Here is a 20,828-nt window from a genome sequence, read left to right on the forward strand (position 1 = left end):
TGCTGCGCACGCATAATAAAACTTCTATTTCTTAAGCGTTGACATTTTACTTACCTTTGTAGCAATTAATTAGTGTTTATATGATTTATTCGATGACAGGTTATGGCAAATCTGTATTACAATTGCCAACAAAAAAAATAACTATAGAGTTAAAATCTCTTAATAGCAAAAACCTAGATTTGAATGCTAGAATGCCTTCAATTTACAGAGAGAAAGAACTAGATTTACGTAAACTAATTGCTAAACAATTGGTACGTGGTAAGGTAGATTTTTCTATTTATGTAGAAACCACAGCTGATGATACCTCAACACAAATTAATGCTCCTGTTGTAAAACAGTACATGGAACAATTAAAAGCAGTTTATAATGATGGTAACGAAATGGAATTACTCAAAATGGCTGTTCGTTTTCCTGATGCATTAAATACTGTTAGAGAAGAAATAGATAACAGTGAATGGACACAAATTGAAGCCGAAATAAAAACTGCTTTAAACCATTTATCAGATTATAGACTAAATGAAGGTAAGGTTTTAGAACAAGATTTTAAAGATCGTATTAAAAACATTGCAGACTTACTTGAACAAGTCATTGTTATGGATCCAGAACGTATAGATGGTGTTAGAGATCGTTTAAGAAAAGGCGTTGAAGAACTAAGAGAAAAATACGATGACAATCGTTTTGAGCAGGAGTTAGTCTACTATATTGAAAAGTTTGATATTACCGAAGAAAAAGTAAGACTAAATAACCACCTTAACTATTTTAACGAAAGCATAAACAGTCCGGATTCAAACGGAAAAAAACTAGGATTTATCGCGCAAGAAATTGGTAGAGAAATCAACACAATAGGTTCTAAAAGTAATTATGCACCAATGCAACAATTGGTGGTACAAATGAAAGACGAACTAGAAAAAATTAAAGAACAATTATTAAACGCGCTTTAAACACTACTACATTGACTAAACAACCAACAAAACAAGGCAAATTAATTGTATTTTCTGCACCTTCAGGTTCAGGAAAAACGACCATTGTAAGACATTTGCTTAAACAGGAACAATTAAATTTAGCATTTTCAATTTCTGCAACTTCAAGAGAAAAACGCGGAACAGAAGTAGATGGTAAAGACTACTATTTTTTATCTGCTAAAGATTTTAAACAGCACATAAAAGATGATGACTTTTTAGAGTGGGAAGAAGTGTATCGAGACAATTTTTACGGAACTTTAAAAACAGAAGTCGAACGTATTTGGGCTTTAGGTAAAAATGTGATTTTTGATATTGATGTCTCTGGAGGATTACGTATTAAAAGAAAATTTCCGGAGCAAACTGTAGCCATTTTTGTTAAACCACCAAGTATTGACGAGCTTAAAATCAGACTTAAAAAGCGTAAAACAGAAAGTGAAGACAAAATAAATATGCGCATCTCTAAAGCTAGTGCAGAATTAGCTACAGCACCTTTATTTGATGTTATTATAGAAAATGACAACCTTGAAAAAGCTTTAAATGAAGCGGAACATTTAGTTGAAAGTTTTATTAAAAGCTAATTAGAAAACACCTAAGCATAGACGTAAAACATGAAAATAGGCTTATACTTTGGATCGTTTAACCCAATACATATTGGACACTTAATTATCGCTAATCAATTAGTAGAAAATAGTGATTTGGACCAAATTTGGTTTGTTGTAACACCACACAATCCATTTAAAAAGAAAAGCACACTGTTGGATAATCATCAAAGATTAGAAATGGTTTATTTAGCGACCAAAGACTATGACACACTAAAAGAAAGTGATATCGAGTTTAATTTACCGCAACCCAACTACACTGTAAACACGCTAGCTTATTTAACTGAAAAACATCCTACAAAAGATTTTTCTTTAATAATGGGTGAAGACAACTTAAAAAGCTTTCATAAATGGAAAAATTATCAAGTTATTTTAGACAACCACCACATTTATGTTTATCCAAGAATAAGTGAAGGCGTTACTGAAACACAATTTGATAATCACCCTAAAATTCATCATGTCGAAGCACCAATAATTGAAATTTCTTCTACCTTAATACGTAACAGTATTAAAGCTGATAAAAACGTTAAACCTTTGTTAACTGAAGACGTTTGGACTTATTTAGATCAAATGGGATTTTATAGGTATTGAGACTACTATATTTCCTATTATAATAATTTTAAGTAAATTCGATTAAATCCAACTTAACACTAATTAAAACAACCTCTTAAATACTAAACATAATGAAAAATTTATTTTTATCAATCGTATTGTTATTAGTTTTCTTTAAAGTTAATGCACAAGACCACTATAACGCTAAATACTCACTAGGTATAAATTCAACAAATAAATGGTATAAACTATTTCAGATTGATTTAAACGACAACGGTGGTTTTAATTCTGTTAATATTTCCGTAGATTACAACTATGTAAGCACTGCAACTAAATATAACTCATCTGCCATAATAAGATTAAGAGAAAATCCTAATGTATCTATTTCTAACTGGCAAAGTAATGTTAGTGGAACAAAACAATCTGTTTTGAAATTTAAAAAAATCAGCTCTAAGGTTTATGAATTATGGGGCTATTCAGATGGGGGTTGGGGACATTTTTCATTTGAGTGTTCTATCACAAAGGAACAAACTTTAATTATAGATATTCCTGAAAGTCCTATCCTAATTTCCGATACCAGTTTATACGAGGATGTCCCTATTACAGGGGAATGGTATTTTCCTTCTGGAGACCTTATCGTTGATAACGGGAACGTAGGAATAGGTACAATAAATAATGAAGAATGGAAATTAGCTGTAAATGGTAACATAAGAGCTAAAGAAATAAAAGTAGAAACTGAATGGGCTGATTTTGTCTTTAATGAAGACTACAAATTACCATCGCTTCAAGAAGTAGAAAACCATATTAAAGAAAATAAACATTTAAAAGATATTCCGAGCGCAAAAGAAGTAGAAGAAAACGGGATCTTTTTAGGGGAAATGGACTCAAAATTACTTCTCAAAATTGAAGAATTGACTCTTTATATAATTCAACAACAAAAGGAAATAGAAGAATTAAAAACACAGAATAAAAAACTTATTGACTTGCAATCAAGACTTGAAAAATTAGAATTAGAAAAGTAAAAAACGTACAACAATAATCAATTTTGGCAACACAATAATAAAACTATTGAGTTATACATTGCCCTATAAAAGATTTTTCATTAATAATGGGTGAAGACAACTTAAAAAGCTTCCATAAATGGAAAAACTATCAAGTTATTTTAGACAACCACCACATTTATGTTTATCCAAGAATAAGTGAAGGCATTACTGAAACACAATTTGATAATCACCCTAAAATTCATCCTGTCGAAGCACCAATAATTGAAATTTCTTCTACCTTAATACGTAACAGTATCAAAGCTGATAAAAATGTCAAACCGTTATTAAGTGAAGACGTTTGGACCTATTTAGACCAAATGGGATTTTATAAATAAATTATAAAAGTTTACTATATAATAACTTTGTTTAATATATTTATTTCTTTTAAGAAATCCCTTATTCGAAATAATTCATTTAAATGAAGAAAAAATCTTCTCAATTTTATGTTGTTGGTATTGGTGCTTCAGCAGGTGGATTAGATGCAATTCAAACTCTGTTTGATCATATTCCTGAAAATACAGGGATGGCATTTATAATCATACAACATTTATCACCAGATTTCAAAAGTTTAATGCCTGAGTTATTAAGTAAGCATACTAAAATGCCTATTTATACAGCAGAGGACAAACAAACTATAAAGCCAAATTGTATATACCTTAACCAACGAAGTAAAAATCTACATGTAAAAGGACAAGAATTATACCTTTTAGATAAAGGTCCAAAACACAATTTAAACTTACCTATTGATATTTTTTTTCATACTCTAGGAGAAGAATTTAAAGACAGATCTATAGGTGTTATTTTATCTGGAACAGGGTCTGATGGATCTAGAGGTATAAAAACAATAAAAGAAGGTGGAGGAACCATAATTGTTCAAGAACCAACATCTGCACAATTTGATGGAATGCCAAACTCTGCAATATCCACCAATACAGCAGACTATATTTTAAACCCAAAAAAAATAGCAGAAATTTTGCATAAAAATCCCGTAAGCAGACCGCTATTACTCAATGATTTTAAAAACAACCCATCTAATGAAAGCTTAATTAAAAATATATTAACCAATGTTTATAAACACTCTGGAATAGATTTTAGAGAATACAAAAAAAACACACTATTAAGACGTATTGAAAAACGTATGAATATAAATAACATACAACATTTATATGATTACGCAACTTACGTTTCAAGTAATACCCAAGAGCAACAAATACTTCAAGAAGACTTCTTAATTGGAGTTACCAGGTTTTTCAGAGATACAGAAGCTTTTAAACAGTTAAAAAACAAAGTGATTCCAGAACTTTGTAAAAACAAAAAAGCTCTGAAACCATAAGGATATGGATTGCAGGCTGTTCAACAGGAGAAGAAGTCTATACTATAGCAATTTTAATAGACGACTATATTAGAACTCACCAACTAAACCTTGACTTCAAAATATTTGCAACAGACATAGACCCAAATGCTTTATCCATTGCAGGATTAGGTCGTTACCATATAAATATTATCAACGAAATTGAAAAACATTATTTAGATCAGTATTTTATTAGATCCGGAGATAAAATACAAATTATAAAACGTATTAGAGAAAAGATTGTTTTCTCTCATCATAACCTGATTAACGATCCTCCTTTTATAAGAATGGATCTAATTTCTTGTAGAAACCTTTTAATATATTTTGATTCTAAAATTCAAAAAAAGGTAATGCATAATTTTCAATTTGCATTAAATCAATATGCCTATTTATTTCTAGGAAACAGTGAGTCTTTAGGAGAAGTCTCTAAACATTTTAAAACCATTGATGTTAAATGGAAAATTTTTCAAAATATTTCATCATCAAAACAAGTGCCTTATAAGGTAACCAACACAGAAAAAATATCATCACTAGCTTATAAGTACCCACAAGAAACACCTATTACAAAATCACTTAAAATTAAAGAAAGTCCAGAATTAGTATTTCATAAATATTTAAGTAAAAAATTTAGTCCTGCATCAATATTTATAGATAAAGATTTTAATATTTTATTTATAAATGGTGACGCTGGTAAACGCTTATCACACAACTCAGGTCTATTCCAGACCAACTTATTACAAATGGTTAGCGCTGATGTTGCTGTAGTTATTAGAAGCGGAATAAGAAGATTAGAAGCGACTAAACAAGACGTAATAATTAAAGGAGTACAAAATAAAACTGATAATCAAAATTTTACATTTGACTTAAATTTTCACCAACCTAAAGATTATAAAAATCTAAATAATTGCTACTTAATAGAGTTTAGCAATGATACAATTATTAACTATAATCAACCTTTAGTTATTAATAATATTGATATTGATGAAGTTTCAAATCAAAGATTAGAAGATTTAGAAAATGACTTAAAAATAGCTAAAACCGAATTACAAAATGTTATTGAAGAATTAGAAACAAGTAACGAAGAGTTGCAATCCTCTAATGAAGAGTTAATGGCATCCAATGAAGAGCTACAAAGCACCAATGAAGAACTACAATCTGTAAACGAAGAACTGTATACTGTAAACACAGAAATGCAGGAAAAAAACAAAGAACTTACAAACCTTAATAATGATGTAACAAACCTATTAGACAACACAAATATTGCTACATTATTTTTGGACACGGATTTAAGAATAAGAAAATTTACACCAGCGTTAAAAACAGTATTTAACTTACACGAAATTGATTTAGGCAGACCATTGTCAAGTTTCACATCTAATTTTGATGAAAACACAAGACACTCTATTCTTCAAGACTCTAAAGTTGTATTACAACAACTATCAGTTATAGAAAAACAAGTAAAAGACAAAGACAACAATTATTATTTACAACGCATTAGTCCTTTTATTACATCAGATAATATGATAAATGGAGTAGTAATCACCTTAAATAATATTAATAAATTAAAAGAAACCGAAGACGAATTAGCTCATACAGATTTAAAATACCATAAACTATTTAAAAATTTAAACGAAGCCTTTGTCCATGCAAAAATAATAACAGATAAAAACAACAAACCAATAGATTGGCAGTATATTGATGTTAATCCATCTTATGAAAAACTATTTAATCTAAAAGCCAAAGATATCATTGGAAAAAAAGTGTCTGACATTATTCCTGATTTAAATAACATAGACACAATATGGTTAGAAAAATATGGCCAAACCGCTTTAACAGGACAGGATCAAACTATTGAAGGTTATGTTAAACAACATAAAAAACATTTCGTAGTCAACGTTTTCTCTCCAAAAAAAGGAGAATTTGCTGGAACTATAGCAGATTTCACAGAATTAAAAAACAAAGAAAAAGCACTTAAAAAAAGTGAAGCCGAATTAAACAGAATACAAGAACTAACATTAGTTGGTGGTTGGTATCTAGATCTAAAATCTGACAAAGTTTATTGGACAGAACAACTCTTTAAAATGTATGGTTTAGATCCAAATTCAGAACCTCCAACCTATAAAAAACAAGAACAACTATTTACAGAAGATAGTTGGTTAAAATTAAATACGGCAGTTAAAAAAACGCAAGAAACAGGCATTCCTTATGTGATAGAGCTACATCTTATTAAAACAAACGGAGACGAAGGATGGTTAAGAGCACAAGGGGAAGCTGTAAAAAACAAACACGGTAAAATTATTGGATTAAGAGGTGCAGCACAAGATATTACAAAACAAAAACTAATAGAGTTTGAATTAATAAATGCTAAAAGAATAGCCGAATCGGCAAACCTGCATAAAAATTATTTTTTAGCGAATATGAGTCATGAAATTAGAACACCAATGAATGGTGTTTTAGGTTTTTCTGAACTACTAAAAAAAGATAGTTTAACAAAAAAAGAACGATTAAAATATCTAGAAATTATAGATAGCAACTCCAAACAACTATTAAATTTAATTGATGACATAATAGATATCGCTAAAATAGAGTCTAACGAATTAAAAATATCATTAAATGAATGTGAGATCTCTAAAATGGTAAAAAACCTAGAGATTACTTATAACCAATTAAAATTAATTAAACTTAAAGACGATATTGTTTTTACAACACACATACCAAAAAAGCATCAAAATTTACAAATAATTACGGACCAACAACGTTTACAACAAGTTATATCAAACTTACTAAACAATGCTTTAAAATTTTCTGAAAAAGGAGAAATTGCTTTTGGCTTTAACGTAGAAGGTGAATTTGTAAAATTCTTTGTAAAAGACAATGGTATTGGTATTAAAAAAAGCAAACAAATTGAAATTTTTGAACGTTTTAAACAATTAAATTACGAAAGTAATGCACAATATGGTGGTACAGGATTAGGTTTAAGTATTTGCAAAGGAATAGTCACTTTATTAGGTGGAGAAATTAACGTAAAATCAGAATTTAATAAAGGGACATTGTTTGAATTTACAATACCTTTAAACAAAACTAATACTCCTACAAAAAAAATACAAAAACATCATACTAGTAAAAAAAGTTTCTTAGAAAATAAAACTGTTTTAATAGCAGAAGATGATGCTTTAATTAGATTATTATTTAAAATAGTATTGAAAGATACAGGAGCTAAAATAATATTTGCTGAAAACGGAAAAATCGCTGTGGATCTTTACAAAAAAACGAAACACATTGATCTAATACTACTAGATATTAGAATGCCAGAAATGAATGGTATACAAGTAATTGAAGAAGTTATAAAAATAAATCCTGATGCCAAAATTATAATGCAATCAGCATATGCAATGCCAGACGAAAAACAAAAATGTTATGACAAAGGCTGTGTTGATTTTTTAACTAAACCCGTAGTAAAAGACGAATTATTTAACACACTACAGAAATGGATAGTTTAGCTATAACATGCTAGACAAATAAAAAGGGATCCGATAAGCATTGCTTTTTTTATATAAACTAATGTATTAATTAATCTAAAGCAGGAATACGTAATACTTGACCTGGATAAATTTTATCAGAATCGGTTAACATAAGCTTATTAACTTCAAATATATTGAGGTATTAGATCTCACCATTACAATAATGCTTTGCAATTTTACTTAAAGCAACACCATTAACAACAGTATAAAATTGTGTTCGAGGCTGTTAAACTTCTACAACCTCCTCATTAGCTATTTTTCTTATTCCCACAACTTTTGCTCCTGCGTTTTTAATACTTATACCACTAAGGTCTTAAAAAATTAAAAAACCGCTTAAAACAAATGTTTTAAACGGTTTTTACAAACTAACTAATAAAAATATTATGCTCTAGAGTTTTCTCTAGCATTATCTTGTTTTTTGGTGTGCTGAACACGTTTTTTAAGACCTGAACTTTTTGATGTATCAATTGACTTACCTTCTTTTAAATATTGTATATAACCACGTCCTGTAAACTCGTATAACGTTCCTGAAGAAGGATGAAATAATTTTATACGTTGATCATTTATAATACTTAACTCAAACTGCTCGTTATCAAAATAATCATAATCTAAAACTAAAGTTTTTAAGTACATGTTACCACTAACGTTTCCAACGTTGTAAAACCCTGAATAATCCCAATATAAATTGTTTGGATTAATTCCGTTTGGATCTTGACTACTTCTAAAAGTATCATCGTTTCCTCCAGTTAAAAACTGTAAATAATTTTCGTTATCAAATTCATTTAAAGCACCATAATTGCTGGTATATGTTTTTTCCCATGCTTCATATTCTTGTAAAAAATATTGGATGTTATCATAAAACACATAGTCATAATCAAAATTATTACGTTGGTAACCATGTAAAAAATACGATGTATCACTAAACGGATTATATAACTCGATAGTATTATTATCTATTTGATAAACATCAAAACTATCATATCCATCAATATCATGATCTATGTCTAAGATATTATCATAAGCATTGTAATAACCAATTGGTATCCCATAACCATTACCTTGACTTCCAATACCAACTAAATTATTATTGGCGTAAAGGGTTCCGTTTCTAAAAGATACGGTAAAGGCTATTTGCAAAAATGGAGACTCTCCATAACCTATAGTTTCTTCAACAGCAACATACCATAACTCATGAGAATTAAGCAATTGGTTTATATTAACAGGTATAGGATCGTTATAATTATCTACAGCTACTTCTGTATAACACGAAGTAAACAAAGTTGCTATTAAAGCAAAACCGGAAAGTAGTTTTAAGGTTTTCATAATTTGTTATTTTAAGGATTGATATATAGTCCTTTTCAAAAGCTGTGCCAAAAAGCACACAACATTGATAATCCATTAACATTTATGACTTAAATTTTATGTATTTTTGAATTAGTTATTAAAATTAAATAATGAGTCAACAATTAAAATACGCTGTTTTTGGATCCGGAAGTTGGGCTACTGCAATTGTAAAAATGCTGTGCGAAAACTTGGATGAAGTAGGATGGTACATGCGTAGCGTTTACACCAAAGAGCATTTATTAAAAGAGCAACACAACCCAAGTTACTTAAGCTCAGTCGAGTTTCATTTAGAACAACTAAAACTAAGTAATGATATTAACGAAATGGCTAATTATGCAGACGTACTAATTTTTGTAGTACCATCTGCTTTTATACATTCTGAGCTACAAAAACTAACCGTAGACATTACCAACAAAACAGTAGTTTCTGCAGTAAAAGGGATTTTGCCAGAAACAGGAAAACTGTTAGGCGAGCATTTTCATGATAATTATAACATACCATTTGATAATATTGGTGTGATTGCTGGACCATGCCATGCAGAAGAGGTTGCACTTGAGCGATTATCTTACCTAACCATATCTTGTGCAGACCAACAAAAAGCACAGCACATTGCAGATGCATTATCTAGCGACTATATAAAAACCAAAATCAGCGATGATATTATTGGTACAGAATACGCTGTAATGCTTAAAAACATTTATGCAATAGCAGCAGGAATAGCACATGGTTTAGGATATGGAGACAATTTCCAGAGTGTATTAATGAGTAATGCCATACGCGAAATGAAACGTTTTATTAAAAAAATGCATAAAATGAAACGCAACATAAACAACTCAGCCTATCTAGGTGACCTATTAGTTACAGGCTACTCAACATTTTCACGTAATCGCATGTTTGGAAACATGATAGGTAAAGGCTACACCGTAAAATCTGCCCAAATGGAAATGAGCATGGTGGCTGAAGGGTATTATGCTACAAAAAGCGCACACCTATTAAACGCAAAAAACAAGAAAAAGACACGTTTACCAATAGTAAACGCAGTATATGATGTATTGTATGAAGGTAAAGATGCTAAAAAGGTATTTAAAAAATTAACCGATAAATTAGATTAAAAAAATCCCTTTGCAAAAAGGGATTTTTTTATAAACTTTAAATTATAATTTGGGCATTACCTAAAGGTCGCGCTTTACGTTGCAATCTTTTTAATCGTGCCTCATAAAAAGGATTTACACTGCAATCGCTAACGCAATCACAGCCCAATTAGTTACTTAACCAAAACACCTTTTAATTGCATTAAAGGTAAAGGTTGTAAAGCCTTAATATTAATCGTGTTTTTTCTAAACAAATACGTTTTATCATACATCTGGTTACCTTCAAAAAAAGTCACCTTAAACTGGTTATTTAACGCTAAAACCTTCTCTTGCAAAAATTCTATTTTAGCATAACTTCTGGCAGGTAATTTTGCAATAGTATGACGCATTGGAGGCGTCATTTTAGTATCATTATAGCCTTGTGACACAATTAAAACAGTATCCAAATCTACATCACTATTATTAATAATATAAGCATTCCAATCTAGGGTTTTATACTCTAAATGCTGTTCTTGTACAACAGCAACATGTACATCTTTAACCTCAGGAATAACAATATCTTTTTTCATAAATATACAATACTAATTATCAAAAATTTACTGCAAAAATATAGATTAGTAGTATAGATTATGTAACATTCGGTAAGTTTTTATTACATATATTAGCATAAATTAATAAACAATGACCAATTTTAAACCAATTTTACTATTAACATTTTTAGCAATCACCTTAACTTCCTGTGTAGATGGAGCATCAAAAGCACACTCTGCAATGCAAGAAGAAGACATACCTGATTGTAAAATAATGATTATTTTAGGTGATGACCGAAGTGGCTCGTCACAAAGTATTCAAAAATTAGACAAAACAGACTATGAAGCTGTAATAGACATTATCAACCAAAACGGACATGGCTACTTTGCTTCAACCATAATTGGTAATCCTGCACCAAACTCTAAAGAAATTTTTAGACTAAAAGTAAGCGCATTAAAACCTTACGAAGATATTTTAACCTCTGAAAACCCAACATTAACAGAGCAAGCCAAACAAAAAAAGCACAACGAAAAAATTAAAGCTAAAAACGAAAAAATTAAAAAGAAAAACCAATCTCGTTTAAAAAGCTTTTTATCCAAAACATTAGAGTCTTCTATATTAGGATACAAACCGCATAAGGGTAATGACATTACAAATATAGACCTAGCGTTTGGTCATATCAATAAACTTTTAAAAGAACCAAATATTGAAGACTATGATAAAGTGATAGTTGCTTTATTTACAGATGGTGTTAACGAGCCTGTTAGATCTGGAAAAATTGTAGACATCAAAAATAATTTAGAACTAACTGATAATGCAGAATTATACCTTGTCGGATGGAAAGATACTTCTATTTTTGGAGGAATTGAAATTAATGAATTTGAAGGGAAAGAAGGCTTTTTTAGCTACCTAGAAGATTTTGAATGCTTATAATAAATCACACATAACCAACTTATGATTGTTAACTGGAATCAACCATCAACAGACGAGTCAGAAAACTTATACTCAATCTCTGATGAAGTCGCAGCAAGAGCTAATTCGGCATCAAAACGTGCTAGAGACACATTTGAAGTACTAAAACCTGAAGAAGCAAAGCTTAACCAATGGGACAAAATAATGTCCAATGCTTACGTAGTCCCTTTTACAATATCCTTTATAGTTATTTGTATATTAGAATACTATTTTAGTCGCGAGATTTATCGTGATATTTTACCTCAAGCACCTTGGGTTATTGGTATTGGTATTATTTTTATTTCTATAGTTATTGCCGAGTTATTGGTAGGAATGTTAAGTTCTCACACTAGAAATAGACGTTTTTTTGAAGACAAAAAAATATTAGCCAATGCGTCGACACCAGACTCAGATATTGTTAAGGGTGTTTACAAACACGCCAGAGGACAATTTATTTTTGGAGTTATTTTGTTTATAGCTATTGGAGGAGCCATATTTTATTTTTCAAAAGAACGTGTGGCTAGAGAAATTGCTGCAGGAATAAGAGAATCGGCTTTTGGGATTCAAGATATCCTACCTGTATTATTTTACGTTTTAGAAGTCTTAGCTGGTCTGTTTGTTTTTTACTTATTTAAAAGATCTGTAGTCGCATATAAAAACTATAGCAACAGAAAAAAATATAGCAAAGAAGTAGAAGTAGCAAGACAGCACACTAGCGAATCTTGTAAATACTTTGACAATGCAGAAAAAAAGGGATACAATACATTTTTAGATGACGTTAGTAATAACTTGCATTTAGGGTTTTATCGAAACAAACACCAAAACACTAATCAACAGCATTTAAACTATGTTAATGAGCCAGAAATTGAGCAACAATTTTTTAAAGCTAAATTTTTAAATGTTAATGGTCATGCTGTACAAGTCACAATTGATGTATTAACAGAATACAAGTTTAAAGAAAGTAAAACAAGTGATGCTAGTGGTTTAATAGAATTAACAATAAACTCGTATCCACAAGATCAAATAAAACAATTTAGAATCACTTACTTTAATAGTAATGACGATAAGGTTGTAGAAGAAATTTCAGGTAACTACTCGTTAAACAACGATGTGCCTTATGAAATAATTTTAAAATAAAATTTTAAAATCACTTCAAATAAAAAGCCCAACTTTAATCTAACGTTGGGCTTTTATATTAGTTAAACTCAGGTTTAATTAACTATCAAGGTATAATCTATATCATCCACATTTAAATAGGTATTAAAGATATCTTGATGTTTATTAGTCACTAAAGCTTTAAGCTCTTTTATTTCTTGCCTATTAAACATTAAAACTAAATTTTCTTGTAACGTTGGTATCGGAATTTTACGTTTGACATTAGCATTTGCATACTTATGTTCCCAGTATTCCGTTTCAATAAACATTACATATTTTCTAAACTGATTATACTCAACAGGTGTAAATTCAAAATAAATATTATTAAATTCTAAATGAAATTGCTGACAGTTTTTACAAAAATTTAATTCGCCTTTAGAGGTTTTATTAATCGCTTCTATTCCTTTACACATACTATTGTTTTAAAGATTAATAACAGTCAGTTAATAGTTGATTATTTTGCTCAAAAACACTTAATGGTTGTTGCAATGTATTAGTTGTTATTTTATTTAAAACATCTAACACTTGATTTTGCATAGCAATAGATCCACAAATCATTATAACACCATTATTGCTTAATACCTTAGCAATAAGGTCTTGCTGTTTTGCTACTACATCTTGCACATAAACTTTATCATTGGTTTCTTTAGATAAAGCCATATTAAAACTAGCTAAAGATTTATTATTTAAACTACCATCTATTGTATTTTTATACAACTGTAACGACTGCTTAGTACGTCCTCCCCAAAACAAATGCTTAGTGATAGGTTTAGACTGTTGTATCATACCTAAAAACGGTCCAATTCCTGTTCCGTTTGCTATAAAAACAACTTCTTGTACTGTTTTAGCTTTAGGTATATTAAAGCTTGTGTTGTTTTTAACAATAGCTTTAATTTGGGTGTTGACTTTTAAATTATAAAAGTAATTAGAGCACACTCCAAACTCATGTTTTTTAACACTTATGACAATGTTATTATTTACTTTACCAATAGAGTATAGTCGCTCTACCTTATCCTGTTCTGGAATAACAGAGAGTAAATCTCCCGACTTAAACTTAAGTTTTTTATTAGGTTTTAATGTAATAATAAACGTGTTATCTATATTAATATCGGTTTTATCTACGACAGTAAACAGTTGGTCTTTTCTTACTTTATTAGAAACTTTTATAGTCGAAACATCAAAATCTAAGTTAACCGATTGACACCAGTTTTGAGCCCAATTTTTAAAATCGGATTCGGATTGATTATGAATTTTAAACAGTTCAACATTAGGCTGAAATTGAGGATGCAATTGCAAATTAGCATCAACTATTTGAGCAAACTTACAGTACTCAGGATACTGTAAAGAGCCAAAGCCGACAACAGCATAATACATTAAACGCTCTTGTTTTATAGTGTTTAATAACGTTAAAAACTTTTTAGCATTTATTGGTGCTTCACCTTCGCCATAAGTGGATGTTAACACAATTAATTGTGAAGCACTTTTATAATTAGTATAACTGTTTAAATCTGAAATAAAAACACGATTACCTTTATCTAATAACCCTTTAAAAAAGGCTGTTGCTAAATGGTATGTACTACCTGTTTCAGATCCGACAAGTATTATAATATCTGCATTATCCTTGGTAAATTTATTTTTTGGTATTACTGTGTTTTTACGTCTATCAATAGTCATTTTAAATCCAGAATAGATAAAAAATAAGATATTGATACAAGCTATAAATAATACAATAGACCATAATATACTTCCTTTTCCTGTGTGTAAAACTAAACTCCAGTTAGATAAAAAAGTAACCATTGGGTCTTTAACTTCGCTTAAAACTTGACCAGAATATTGGTGTACAAGAAGTTCTTTGTTTTTTAGTTTTAAGATAAAATAATCTTCTTCATCTTCAGAAAATGGAAACTCTAAAGTTTCAACATCATCTAAACTAATAGCTTCAAAAACTGAAGTTTCAGGCTTGATTTCTGCTACAGCAGTAGTTTCAAAATTAACATTGTGTTTGCCTTTTTTTCTTCGATTAAATCAAACTTTAACAACGATAAATATACACCTGTAAGTGTTATTATTATAATTGGTAATAAAGATAATCGTCCTAAAATAACATGCCAATATTGGGCAAAATCTTCATTTATAACTTTGGCAAAAAACTTTTTAATTCCGCTTTGACGCTTAATAATTAATATAGCTCCAGTAAATGCAATTAGAAATAATAAAAAAGAACCCAAACCGACAAAAAAGCGTCCAATACCTTTTAAAAATAACGAGCGATGTAAACTTGTGGTAAACTTAAATAGGTTTGAGACCTCAGGTTTTTGGCCTAAAAACGTAGCGGTTTTAGGGTTAAAATATCCATTTAAAGAGTTACCCTCTTCTGTTATTACAGAAGCAGACACAAATTGATTTGCATCTACTTCTATAGTAATAATTTCTGGATATTGTTTTTTAAATGTGGCAATTGTTTGCGCAACATTTAGTTGCTCTATACCATCTATTTTAAAAGGTTGTATCTGTTCTGAAATAGGTTGAAATGACAACACTATTCCTGTTACTGTCGCTAAAAAAACAAATACAAAAGAAGTTATAGCTAATGCTAAATGACTATACCTCCAAATAGAAATGATCATAGAGATGAGTTTAGTTAGGCATTAAACGTATGTAACGTATAAATCCTGTACCTTCTTTTTTACTTTTTACACTGTCCGATGTTAGTAAAAACTGAACGTCTTTTGTGTAATATTCTTGATCCTCGACAGCAGTTTCAAATCGTATGCTGTAACCAGAATCTATTTTAGAATCTTCAATTTCTATAACGCTAATAGCACGCTCACCTCCAGAAATTGTTGCTCCTGTTAAGGCATCAATATCTGTGCGCACTTTACCTTGAAATTTCCACCATTGTGTAATATCATGGTACCACTCTTCATCATCACCTTGTACGTAAAGTGTTTTTTCATATTCCCCTTCTGGATTAATTAATGAAATCGCAATATATGCACCTTCACCTGTATAGTTAGTCATTTGAACCATACACTTGTATTTGGTAGAAGTTGCAACAGTTGAAAAAGAAAATAATGCGACGCAAAGTAACGCTAGACTAAAAATTAGTTTATAATTTTTCATTGATAATTATTTATTTTAAAAAGTTTAATGATACTCCTTTTTTAGATAATAATTCGTTTTCTGAAGCTAAGTCAAAAACGGTTTCGTCAAAAGATGTTTTTATCTTTTTATCAGCTCCTAAAGATAATAAGTATCTAATTACTGTAGTGTCTTGTGCTTTCATTGCTGCTAAATGTAACGCAGTGTAACCTTCACTATTTACAGCATTAACGTCTACATCAAACTGAGCGATTTGCTTTAAAAAGTTAGTATCATTTTTATCTAAAGCTAAATGTAATAACGTGTTTCCATTTTTTTGAGGCGCAGTAAAGTCTAAACCACTACTTTCTAAAAGCTGTAATTTAGTCTCAAAATCTTTAGCGTTTCTTGGACTGTAGGACTCTATTAAATAGTAAGCTAAATTATTACCTTTAGCATCTGTAACATCAATATTGGCATTTTTAGATAGTAATAATTTAACAACAGCAGTATTATTGTTTTGCACTGCTAACATTAATGCTGTCTGTCCTTTTTTGTTAGCATACTCAATGTTATCAGCTTTACTTAAAAGTGAAGTGACAACCTCAACAGAATTGTTTTTAACTGCATTTAAAAACGGAGTGTTACCGTTTTTATCTGCCGCATTTACACTTACACCATTTTCTATAAAGTAGTTACTAACCTCTACATCTTTACTTCTAGCAGCTGTATTATGCAATGGAGTTATGCCTTCAATTGTTTTAACATTAGGTTTTAAACCAATACTTTCTAGGTATTTATAGACTTCAAGACCGTTAGTTTTACCACGAGTCCCTTGACTTGCAAAAATAAATGCTTGATCATTACCTTTTAAACCTTCTTTAATTAAGCCTTCTAAAACTTCGATATTACCTGTTTTAGCAGCGTAATTAAAAATTCCGTTTCCATTATTATCCACACTTTTTACGCTAATTCCTTTATGAATAAAATAATTTGACAACTTGATATTACTTGGCGCAGCTAACAACATAGCATTTGCACCATCATGGTTTACATCTTTTTTTAAATCTGCACCATTATCTATACATAACTCATACACTTTAGTGTTGGTTTGTCCTGCATTTGCAGCAAAATTTAATACAGTATATCCATGGTCATCTAAAATATCTGTTTTAGCACCTTTACTAATTAGGTATTCCATTATTGTATCATTACCAGCGTAAGCTGCCCAAAAAATATAAGTACGACCGTCGTGTGTTAACTTATTTACATCATTTCCTTCTTGAGACAACATAAACTTTAAAACATCATTAGGTGCAGATTGCAAAATAGCATACACCATTGGGTCAAAATTATTATTATTTAACTGTGTTGGGTCATTACCTTTTGCAATCTCAGATTGTACCGTTGCAACAGAAACCGTTGGATTCCAAAATTTTCGGTTTAATAATATATTGTCTTGTGCTGTGATTTGTATACTTAATAAAAGTATAACTACTGTAATTAATTTTTTCATTTATTTAATTATAAAGCTTTCTATTAATGGATTTATTTGCGCTGATGTAGAGTAGTTTTCATCATCAAACAAATATTTAAACAATACTTTATTATCAACTTTAGCGTGTAAAGCTAAATTTTGGTGTCTTGCAAAAACCTCATCCCACTTTGTTCTTACTTTAGCCCATTTTTCTTGGCTATTTTTCCACCAATCTTGTGCAGCTTGACAACGACTATCATCTACTTTAACATAAGTATTATATCCTTTTTCTTTTGCTAAAACTACATCATCTTTTCCTGTTTCTCTAATTAGTTTTTCGTTATCTTGATCGTGTAACCATCCATATTTGGTAATCTCATGTCTGTTACCTCTTAAGGTTACATTATAATCACTTCTTTTAGTATATTCACGTCTTGGTAAAGGTGCAGTTGTTGTGTTTTCCCAAAAACTTTTACCATCTACGTGTACCCAAGTTGCAGATCCTTCATAACGTGGGCTGTCGTCTACTTGATAAACTTTTTGAGTCCATTGATTTTTAACTTCTTTTTTAGGTTTAGATTGGTACGTCCATTTATTGTCTCCATTAAACATGTAAAAATCGGTGTTTTCAAACAACCAATCTTGTCTCCAATGTTTAACAATATGTGGAGCAGTAGGACTACCTACTTGTAACAAGTGTTGGATTGAAATTTTATCATCACTATCCTCTACTAATTGAGCCCATTCTAATCCTGAAGCGATCTTTGTATCAGAAGGTTTGTATAACGAATCTTGACTGTAATTAAATGTTTCGGTAAAGTTAAAAGTTACTTCATAGCAACCACACATGCTTTTAATAGCATTTTGATCTTGTTTTTTCTTGTTTTGAGCAGTTGCAGATAATGAAAATACTATTAAAAGTAATGGTAGAATTGTTAATCGTTTCATTTTTAGTGAGTTTGTAATTTTATATTAAAAAAATCAGTTCTTATTTAGACTGAATTAAAATAAGACATATATTTGTAACAAATTTAATCAAGAATGATTCTAAATAAAAACAATTTAACGGTTTATTTTATATTTTTTTATGTGGTAATACTTTCTGCACAAGAAAAAATAAAAGACTCTACTAATATTGAGGTTTTAGAAGAAGTAGTTATTACTGGAGAAAGCAATGTTATGTCTTTAAGTAAAAAGCTTTTTACAGTTAACACCATAAAGAGAAAAGATATTGAGAATGTAGCTGGAAATACGTTAGCAGATGTATTATTTAATAACTTAAACATTTCTATTAATCCTGACGCTTCCAACGGTAAGTCTACAGTAAGTTTATTTGGATTAGATGGTCAGTATGTAAAAATATTAATTGACGGAATACCTATTGTAAGTGATAATGGTGTTGGTAATAACATAGATATCACACAAATAAATTTAGATGATGTGGAACGTGTTGAAATTGTTGAAGGCTCAATGGGAGTTTTATATGGTGATAATGCAGTTGCTGGAGTTATTAATATTATTACAAAAAGAGGGTTAAAAGATAATGGTTGGCAGCTTCAACTAGCATTACAAGAAGAATCTGTAGGTAACGAATTTGAGTTTTTTGACAAAGGGAAACATATTCAAAATTTTAAAGTAACTAATCAAGTTAATGATAAATTATCCTATTCAGTTGGTGCTTCTAGAAACGATTTCGCTGGTTTTTATAATACTTATAAAGGTCCAAATTATGTAAACATACAAGATGGAGCTGTTGTTAATGATGGTTTGCGTGGTACAGAATGGAATCCTAAAGAGCAAATTACAACCTCTTTAAATGTTGATTTAGATCTAGGTAAACATAACTTATTTTACAAATTACAGTATTTTAATGAAGACCTAGAAATCTATAATAGGTCTGTTAATGGACGTTATGAAGACGGAAGACTTAATCCAACCGCTTTAGATAAAAATTACAACACTAATAGATGGGTAAGCAATTTAAACGCATCTGGTAGCTTAATTGGTGATACTAAATATAACGTATCACTATCCTATCAAAATCAAGAACGAAATTATAAAGAATATGTCTATAATATTTTAGACCAAAAAACAGAATCTGTACAAACCGATGCTGTTAGCCAATCAAGTAACATTTGGTACTCCAAAGCTTTTGTAAATAATATTATACCAAATTCTGAAATCTTTAATTTCCAATTAGGTTATGAATTTACTAATCAAACAGGTTTTGATGCCATAGCTACAGGAAACTACTCTAATGATGTCGTAAAAAATACAATAACAAATTATGAGTTATTTAGCATCACAGAGTTTAATGTAAACAAAAAATTATCTTTAAATCCTGGAGCTAGATTTACGCATAGTTCGCAATTTAATAATCATCTTATTTGGTCATTATCTTCAACCTATGATTTTACAGAAAAACTAAAATTAAAAGCTGTTGTTGGGTCTGCTTACAGAGCACCTAATTTTGAAGAACTTTTCTTCTATTTTGTAGACTCTAACCATAATGTAAGAGGAAATCCTAATCTACAACCTGAAGATGGACTATCCATTTTTGTTAACCTAAAGGATAGCTATAAAATTAATAAAAATGCTTATTTAAAAACAGGGTTTAATACGTTTTATATTGACTTAAATGATGCTATTGCCAGTGTAACTTCAGAGGATGATGATGGTCGTGTTTTATTTACACAAGATAACATAGATTACAGTAAGCGTTTAGGATTTACTTTAGACAATAATTTTATCTATAAAAACTGGAATATTGGACTAGGAGCTACATACTTAGGGACAACTAACGCAATAAACAAATCACTTAATAACACATCTGATTATTTATGGGCTTTAAATCTTCAAACCTCAATTAATTATCAGATTGAAAAGTGGAACACTAACATTTCTAGCCAACTTAAATACAACGGTAAAACACAAGGTGTATTTAATGATACTAACGGAGAATTATTTATTGGTGAAACTGATGCATACACCTGGTTAAACTTATCTATAAAAACAAATATAACGCCTAAATTATCTACAACATTAGGTGTAAGAAATCTTTTAGATGTTGTCGATATTAATACAGGTATTTCCGCAGGTGCTCATTCTGCGTCTACCTCAACTTCTAGATTGATTGGTAACGGTCGATCATTTTTTTAAAACTAGCCTAT

18 protein-coding genes and 1 pseudogene are annotated in these 20,828 nt (G+C 29.9%); 11 read left to right on the forward strand and 8 right to left on the reverse strand.

The window, feature by feature from the left end; genetic code table 11:
• The first annotated feature begins 80 nt into the window (after positions 1-80).
• From AC0L4B_RS02880 to AC0L4B_RS02910, 7 genes and pseudogenes are all read left to right on the forward strand, one after another.
• The gene (locus AC0L4B_RS02880) at positions 81-941 is read left to right on the forward strand and encodes a YicC/YloC family endoribonuclease (protein WP_473438467.1); all 861 of its coding nucleotides are present in this window, start codon (positions 81-83) and stop codon (positions 939-941) included.
• An 11-nt stretch (positions 942-952) separates the two neighbouring features.
• Positions 953-1,540: a guanylate kinase gene (gene gmk / locus AC0L4B_RS02885; RefSeq protein ID WP_473438468.1), complete on the forward strand. Its 588-nt coding sequence runs from the start codon at positions 953-955 to the stop codon at positions 1,538-1,540.
• A 30-nt stretch (positions 1,541-1,570) separates the two neighbouring features.
• On the forward strand, positions 1,571-2,152 hold the full coding sequence (nadD, locus tag AC0L4B_RS02890) for a nicotinate (nicotinamide) nucleotide adenylyltransferase (RefSeq protein ID WP_473438469.1): 582 nt from the start codon (positions 1,571-1,573) through the stop codon (positions 2,150-2,152).
• A 92-nt stretch (positions 2,153-2,244) separates the two neighbouring features.
• A complete protein-coding gene (locus AC0L4B_RS02895; protein WP_473438470.1) occupies positions 2,245-3,135 on the forward strand; it encodes a hypothetical protein in 891 nt (296 codons plus the stop codon).
• A 62-nt stretch (positions 3,136-3,197) separates the two neighbouring features.
• Positions 3,198-3,491: pseudogene (locus AC0L4B_RS02900) on the forward strand (nicotinate-nicotinamide nucleotide adenylyltransferase); the annotation flags it as partial.
• An 83-nt stretch (positions 3,492-3,574) separates the two neighbouring features.
• On the forward strand, positions 3,575-4,489 hold the full coding sequence (locus AC0L4B_RS02905) for a chemotaxis protein CheB (RefSeq protein ID WP_473438471.1): 915 nt from the start codon (positions 3,575-3,577) through the stop codon (positions 4,487-4,489).
• Between the two features lie 8 nt (positions 4,490-4,497).
• A complete protein-coding gene (locus AC0L4B_RS02910; RefSeq protein WP_473439385.1) occupies positions 4,498-8,007 on the forward strand; it encodes a CheR family methyltransferase in 3,510 nt (1,169 codons plus the stop codon).
• Between the two features lie 402 nt (positions 8,008-8,409).
• Here the strand turns inward: AC0L4B_RS02910 and AC0L4B_RS02915 are convergent, their stop codons facing one another.
• On the reverse strand, positions 8,410-9,351 hold the full coding sequence (locus AC0L4B_RS02915; protein ID WP_473438472.1) for a nicotinic acid mononucleotide adenyltransferase: 942 nt from the start codon (positions 9,349-9,351) through the stop codon (positions 8,410-8,412).
• Positions 9,352-9,482: 131 nt separating this feature from the next.
• Between AC0L4B_RS02915 and AC0L4B_RS02920 the strand changes: the two genes are divergently transcribed.
• Positions 9,483-10,484 (forward strand): NAD(P)H-dependent glycerol-3-phosphate dehydrogenase, encoded by a 1,002-nt coding sequence (locus AC0L4B_RS02920; RefSeq protein ID WP_473438473.1) that lies wholly within the window; start codon positions 9,483-9,485, stop codon positions 10,482-10,484.
• A gap of 152 nt (positions 10,485-10,636) precedes the next feature.
• Here AC0L4B_RS02920 and AC0L4B_RS02925 read toward each other — a convergent pair whose 3' ends face one another.
• Entirely contained in the window at positions 10,637-11,032 is a 396-nt protein-coding gene (locus AC0L4B_RS02925) for a hypothetical protein (protein ID WP_473438474.1), read from the reverse strand.
• Between the two features lie 112 nt (positions 11,033-11,144).
• Here AC0L4B_RS02925 and AC0L4B_RS02930 point away from each other — a divergent pair, with 112 nt between their 5' ends.
• Positions 11,145-11,927, forward strand: coding sequence for a hypothetical protein (locus AC0L4B_RS02930; protein WP_473438475.1), 783 nt, complete (start codon positions 11,145-11,147; stop codon positions 11,925-11,927).
• 21 nt (positions 11,928-11,948) lie between these two features.
• Positions 11,949-13,082: a hypothetical protein gene (locus tag AC0L4B_RS02935; RefSeq protein WP_473438476.1), complete on the forward strand. Its 1,134-nt coding sequence runs from the start codon at positions 11,949-11,951 to the stop codon at positions 13,080-13,082.
• Between the two features lie 74 nt (positions 13,083-13,156).
• Here the strand turns inward: AC0L4B_RS02935 and AC0L4B_RS02940 are convergent, their stop codons facing one another.
• From AC0L4B_RS02940 to AC0L4B_RS02965, 6 genes are all read right to left on the reverse strand, one after another.
• Positions 13,157-13,513 carry a DUF6686 family protein gene (locus AC0L4B_RS02940; RefSeq protein WP_473438477.1) on the reverse strand — a complete coding sequence of 119 codons (357 nt, stop codon included), beginning with the start codon at positions 13,511-13,513 and terminating at the stop codon, positions 13,157-13,159.
• A 16-nt stretch (positions 13,514-13,529) separates the two neighbouring features.
• Complete coding sequence (locus AC0L4B_RS02945) at positions 13,530-14,897, reverse strand: NADPH cytochrome P450 oxidoreductase family protein (protein ID WP_473438478.1); 1,368 nt, start codon at positions 14,895-14,897, stop codon at positions 13,530-13,532.
• Positions 14,898-15,070: 173 nt separating this feature from the next.
• Positions 15,071-15,727 carry a PepSY-associated TM helix domain-containing protein gene (locus AC0L4B_RS02950; RefSeq protein WP_473438479.1) on the reverse strand — a complete coding sequence of 219 codons (657 nt, stop codon included), beginning with the start codon at positions 15,725-15,727 and terminating at the stop codon, positions 15,071-15,073.
• Between the two features lie 10 nt (positions 15,728-15,737).
• Positions 15,738-16,223: a DUF2271 domain-containing protein gene (locus AC0L4B_RS02955; protein WP_473438480.1), complete on the reverse strand. Its 486-nt coding sequence runs from the start codon at positions 16,221-16,223 to the stop codon at positions 15,738-15,740.
• A 10-nt stretch (positions 16,224-16,233) separates the two neighbouring features.
• Entirely contained in the window at positions 16,234-17,697 is a 1,464-nt protein-coding gene (locus AC0L4B_RS02960) for an ankyrin repeat domain-containing protein (RefSeq protein WP_473438481.1), read from the reverse strand.
• Complete coding sequence (locus AC0L4B_RS02965) at positions 17,698-18,606, reverse strand: DUF6607 family protein (RefSeq protein ID WP_473438482.1); 909 nt, start codon at positions 18,604-18,606, stop codon at positions 17,698-17,700.
• A gap of 93 nt (positions 18,607-18,699) precedes the next feature.
• On the opposite strand from AC0L4B_RS02965, the gene AC0L4B_RS02970 reads away from it, so the two are divergent.
• Positions 18,700-20,817 carry a TonB-dependent receptor plug domain-containing protein gene (locus AC0L4B_RS02970; protein WP_473438483.1) on the forward strand — a complete coding sequence of 706 codons (2,118 nt, stop codon included), beginning with the start codon at positions 18,700-18,702 and terminating at the stop codon, positions 20,815-20,817.
• Positions 20,818-20,828 lie beyond the last annotated feature (11 nt).

It is taken from the genome of Olleya sp. NP1-10, from assembly GCF_055804415.1.

Excerpts from the sequence above, each read along its gene's own strand:
- AC0L4B_RS02880 (WP_473438467.1), top strand. The coding sequence starts at position 81 with ATGATTTATTCGATGACAGGTTATGGCAAATCTGTATTACAATTGCCA.
- nadD (WP_473438469.1), top strand. The coding sequence starts at position 1,571 with ATGAAAATAGGCTTATACTTTGGATCGTTTAACCCAATACATATTGGA.
- AC0L4B_RS02895 (WP_473438470.1), top strand. The coding sequence starts at position 2,245 with ATGAAAAATTTATTTTTATCAATCGTATTGTTATTAGTTTTCTTTAAA.
- AC0L4B_RS02905 (WP_473438471.1), top strand. The coding sequence starts at position 3,575 with ATGAAGAAAAAATCTTCTCAATTTTATGTTGTTGGTATTGGTGCTTCA.
- AC0L4B_RS02915 (WP_473438472.1), bottom strand. The coding sequence starts at position 9,351 with ATGAAAACCTTAAAACTACTTTCCGGTTTTGCTTTAATAGCAACTTTG.
- AC0L4B_RS02920 (WP_473438473.1), top strand. The coding sequence starts at position 9,483 with ATGAGTCAACAATTAAAATACGCTGTTTTTGGATCCGGAAGTTGGGCT.
- AC0L4B_RS02925 (WP_473438474.1), bottom strand. The coding sequence starts at position 11,032 with ATGAAAAAAGATATTGTTATTCCTGAGGTTAAAGATGTACATGTTGCT.
- AC0L4B_RS02930 (WP_473438475.1), top strand. The coding sequence starts at position 11,145 with ATGACCAATTTTAAACCAATTTTACTATTAACATTTTTAGCAATCACC.
- AC0L4B_RS02935 (WP_473438476.1), top strand. The coding sequence starts at position 11,949 with ATGATTGTTAACTGGAATCAACCATCAACAGACGAGTCAGAAAACTTA.
- AC0L4B_RS02940 (WP_473438477.1), bottom strand. The coding sequence starts at position 13,513 with ATGTGTAAAGGAATAGAAGCGATTAATAAAACCTCTAAAGGCGAATTA.
- AC0L4B_RS02945 (WP_473438478.1), bottom strand. The coding sequence starts at position 14,897 with ATGGTTACTTTTTTATCTAACTGGAGTTTAGTTTTACACACAGGAAAA.
- AC0L4B_RS02950 (WP_473438479.1), bottom strand. The coding sequence starts at position 15,727 with ATGATCATTTCTATTTGGAGGTATAGTCATTTAGCATTAGCTATAACT.
- AC0L4B_RS02955 (WP_473438480.1), bottom strand. The coding sequence starts at position 16,223 with ATGAAAAATTATAAACTAATTTTTAGTCTAGCGTTACTTTGCGTCGCA.
- AC0L4B_RS02960 (WP_473438481.1), bottom strand. The coding sequence starts at position 17,697 with ATGAAAAAATTAATTACAGTAGTTATACTTTTATTAAGTATACAAATC.
- AC0L4B_RS02965 (WP_473438482.1), bottom strand. The coding sequence starts at position 18,606 with ATGAAACGATTAACAATTCTACCATTACTTTTAATAGTATTTTCATTA.
- AC0L4B_RS02970 (WP_473438483.1), top strand. The coding sequence starts at position 18,700 with ATGATTCTAAATAAAAACAATTTAACGGTTTATTTTATATTTTTTTAT.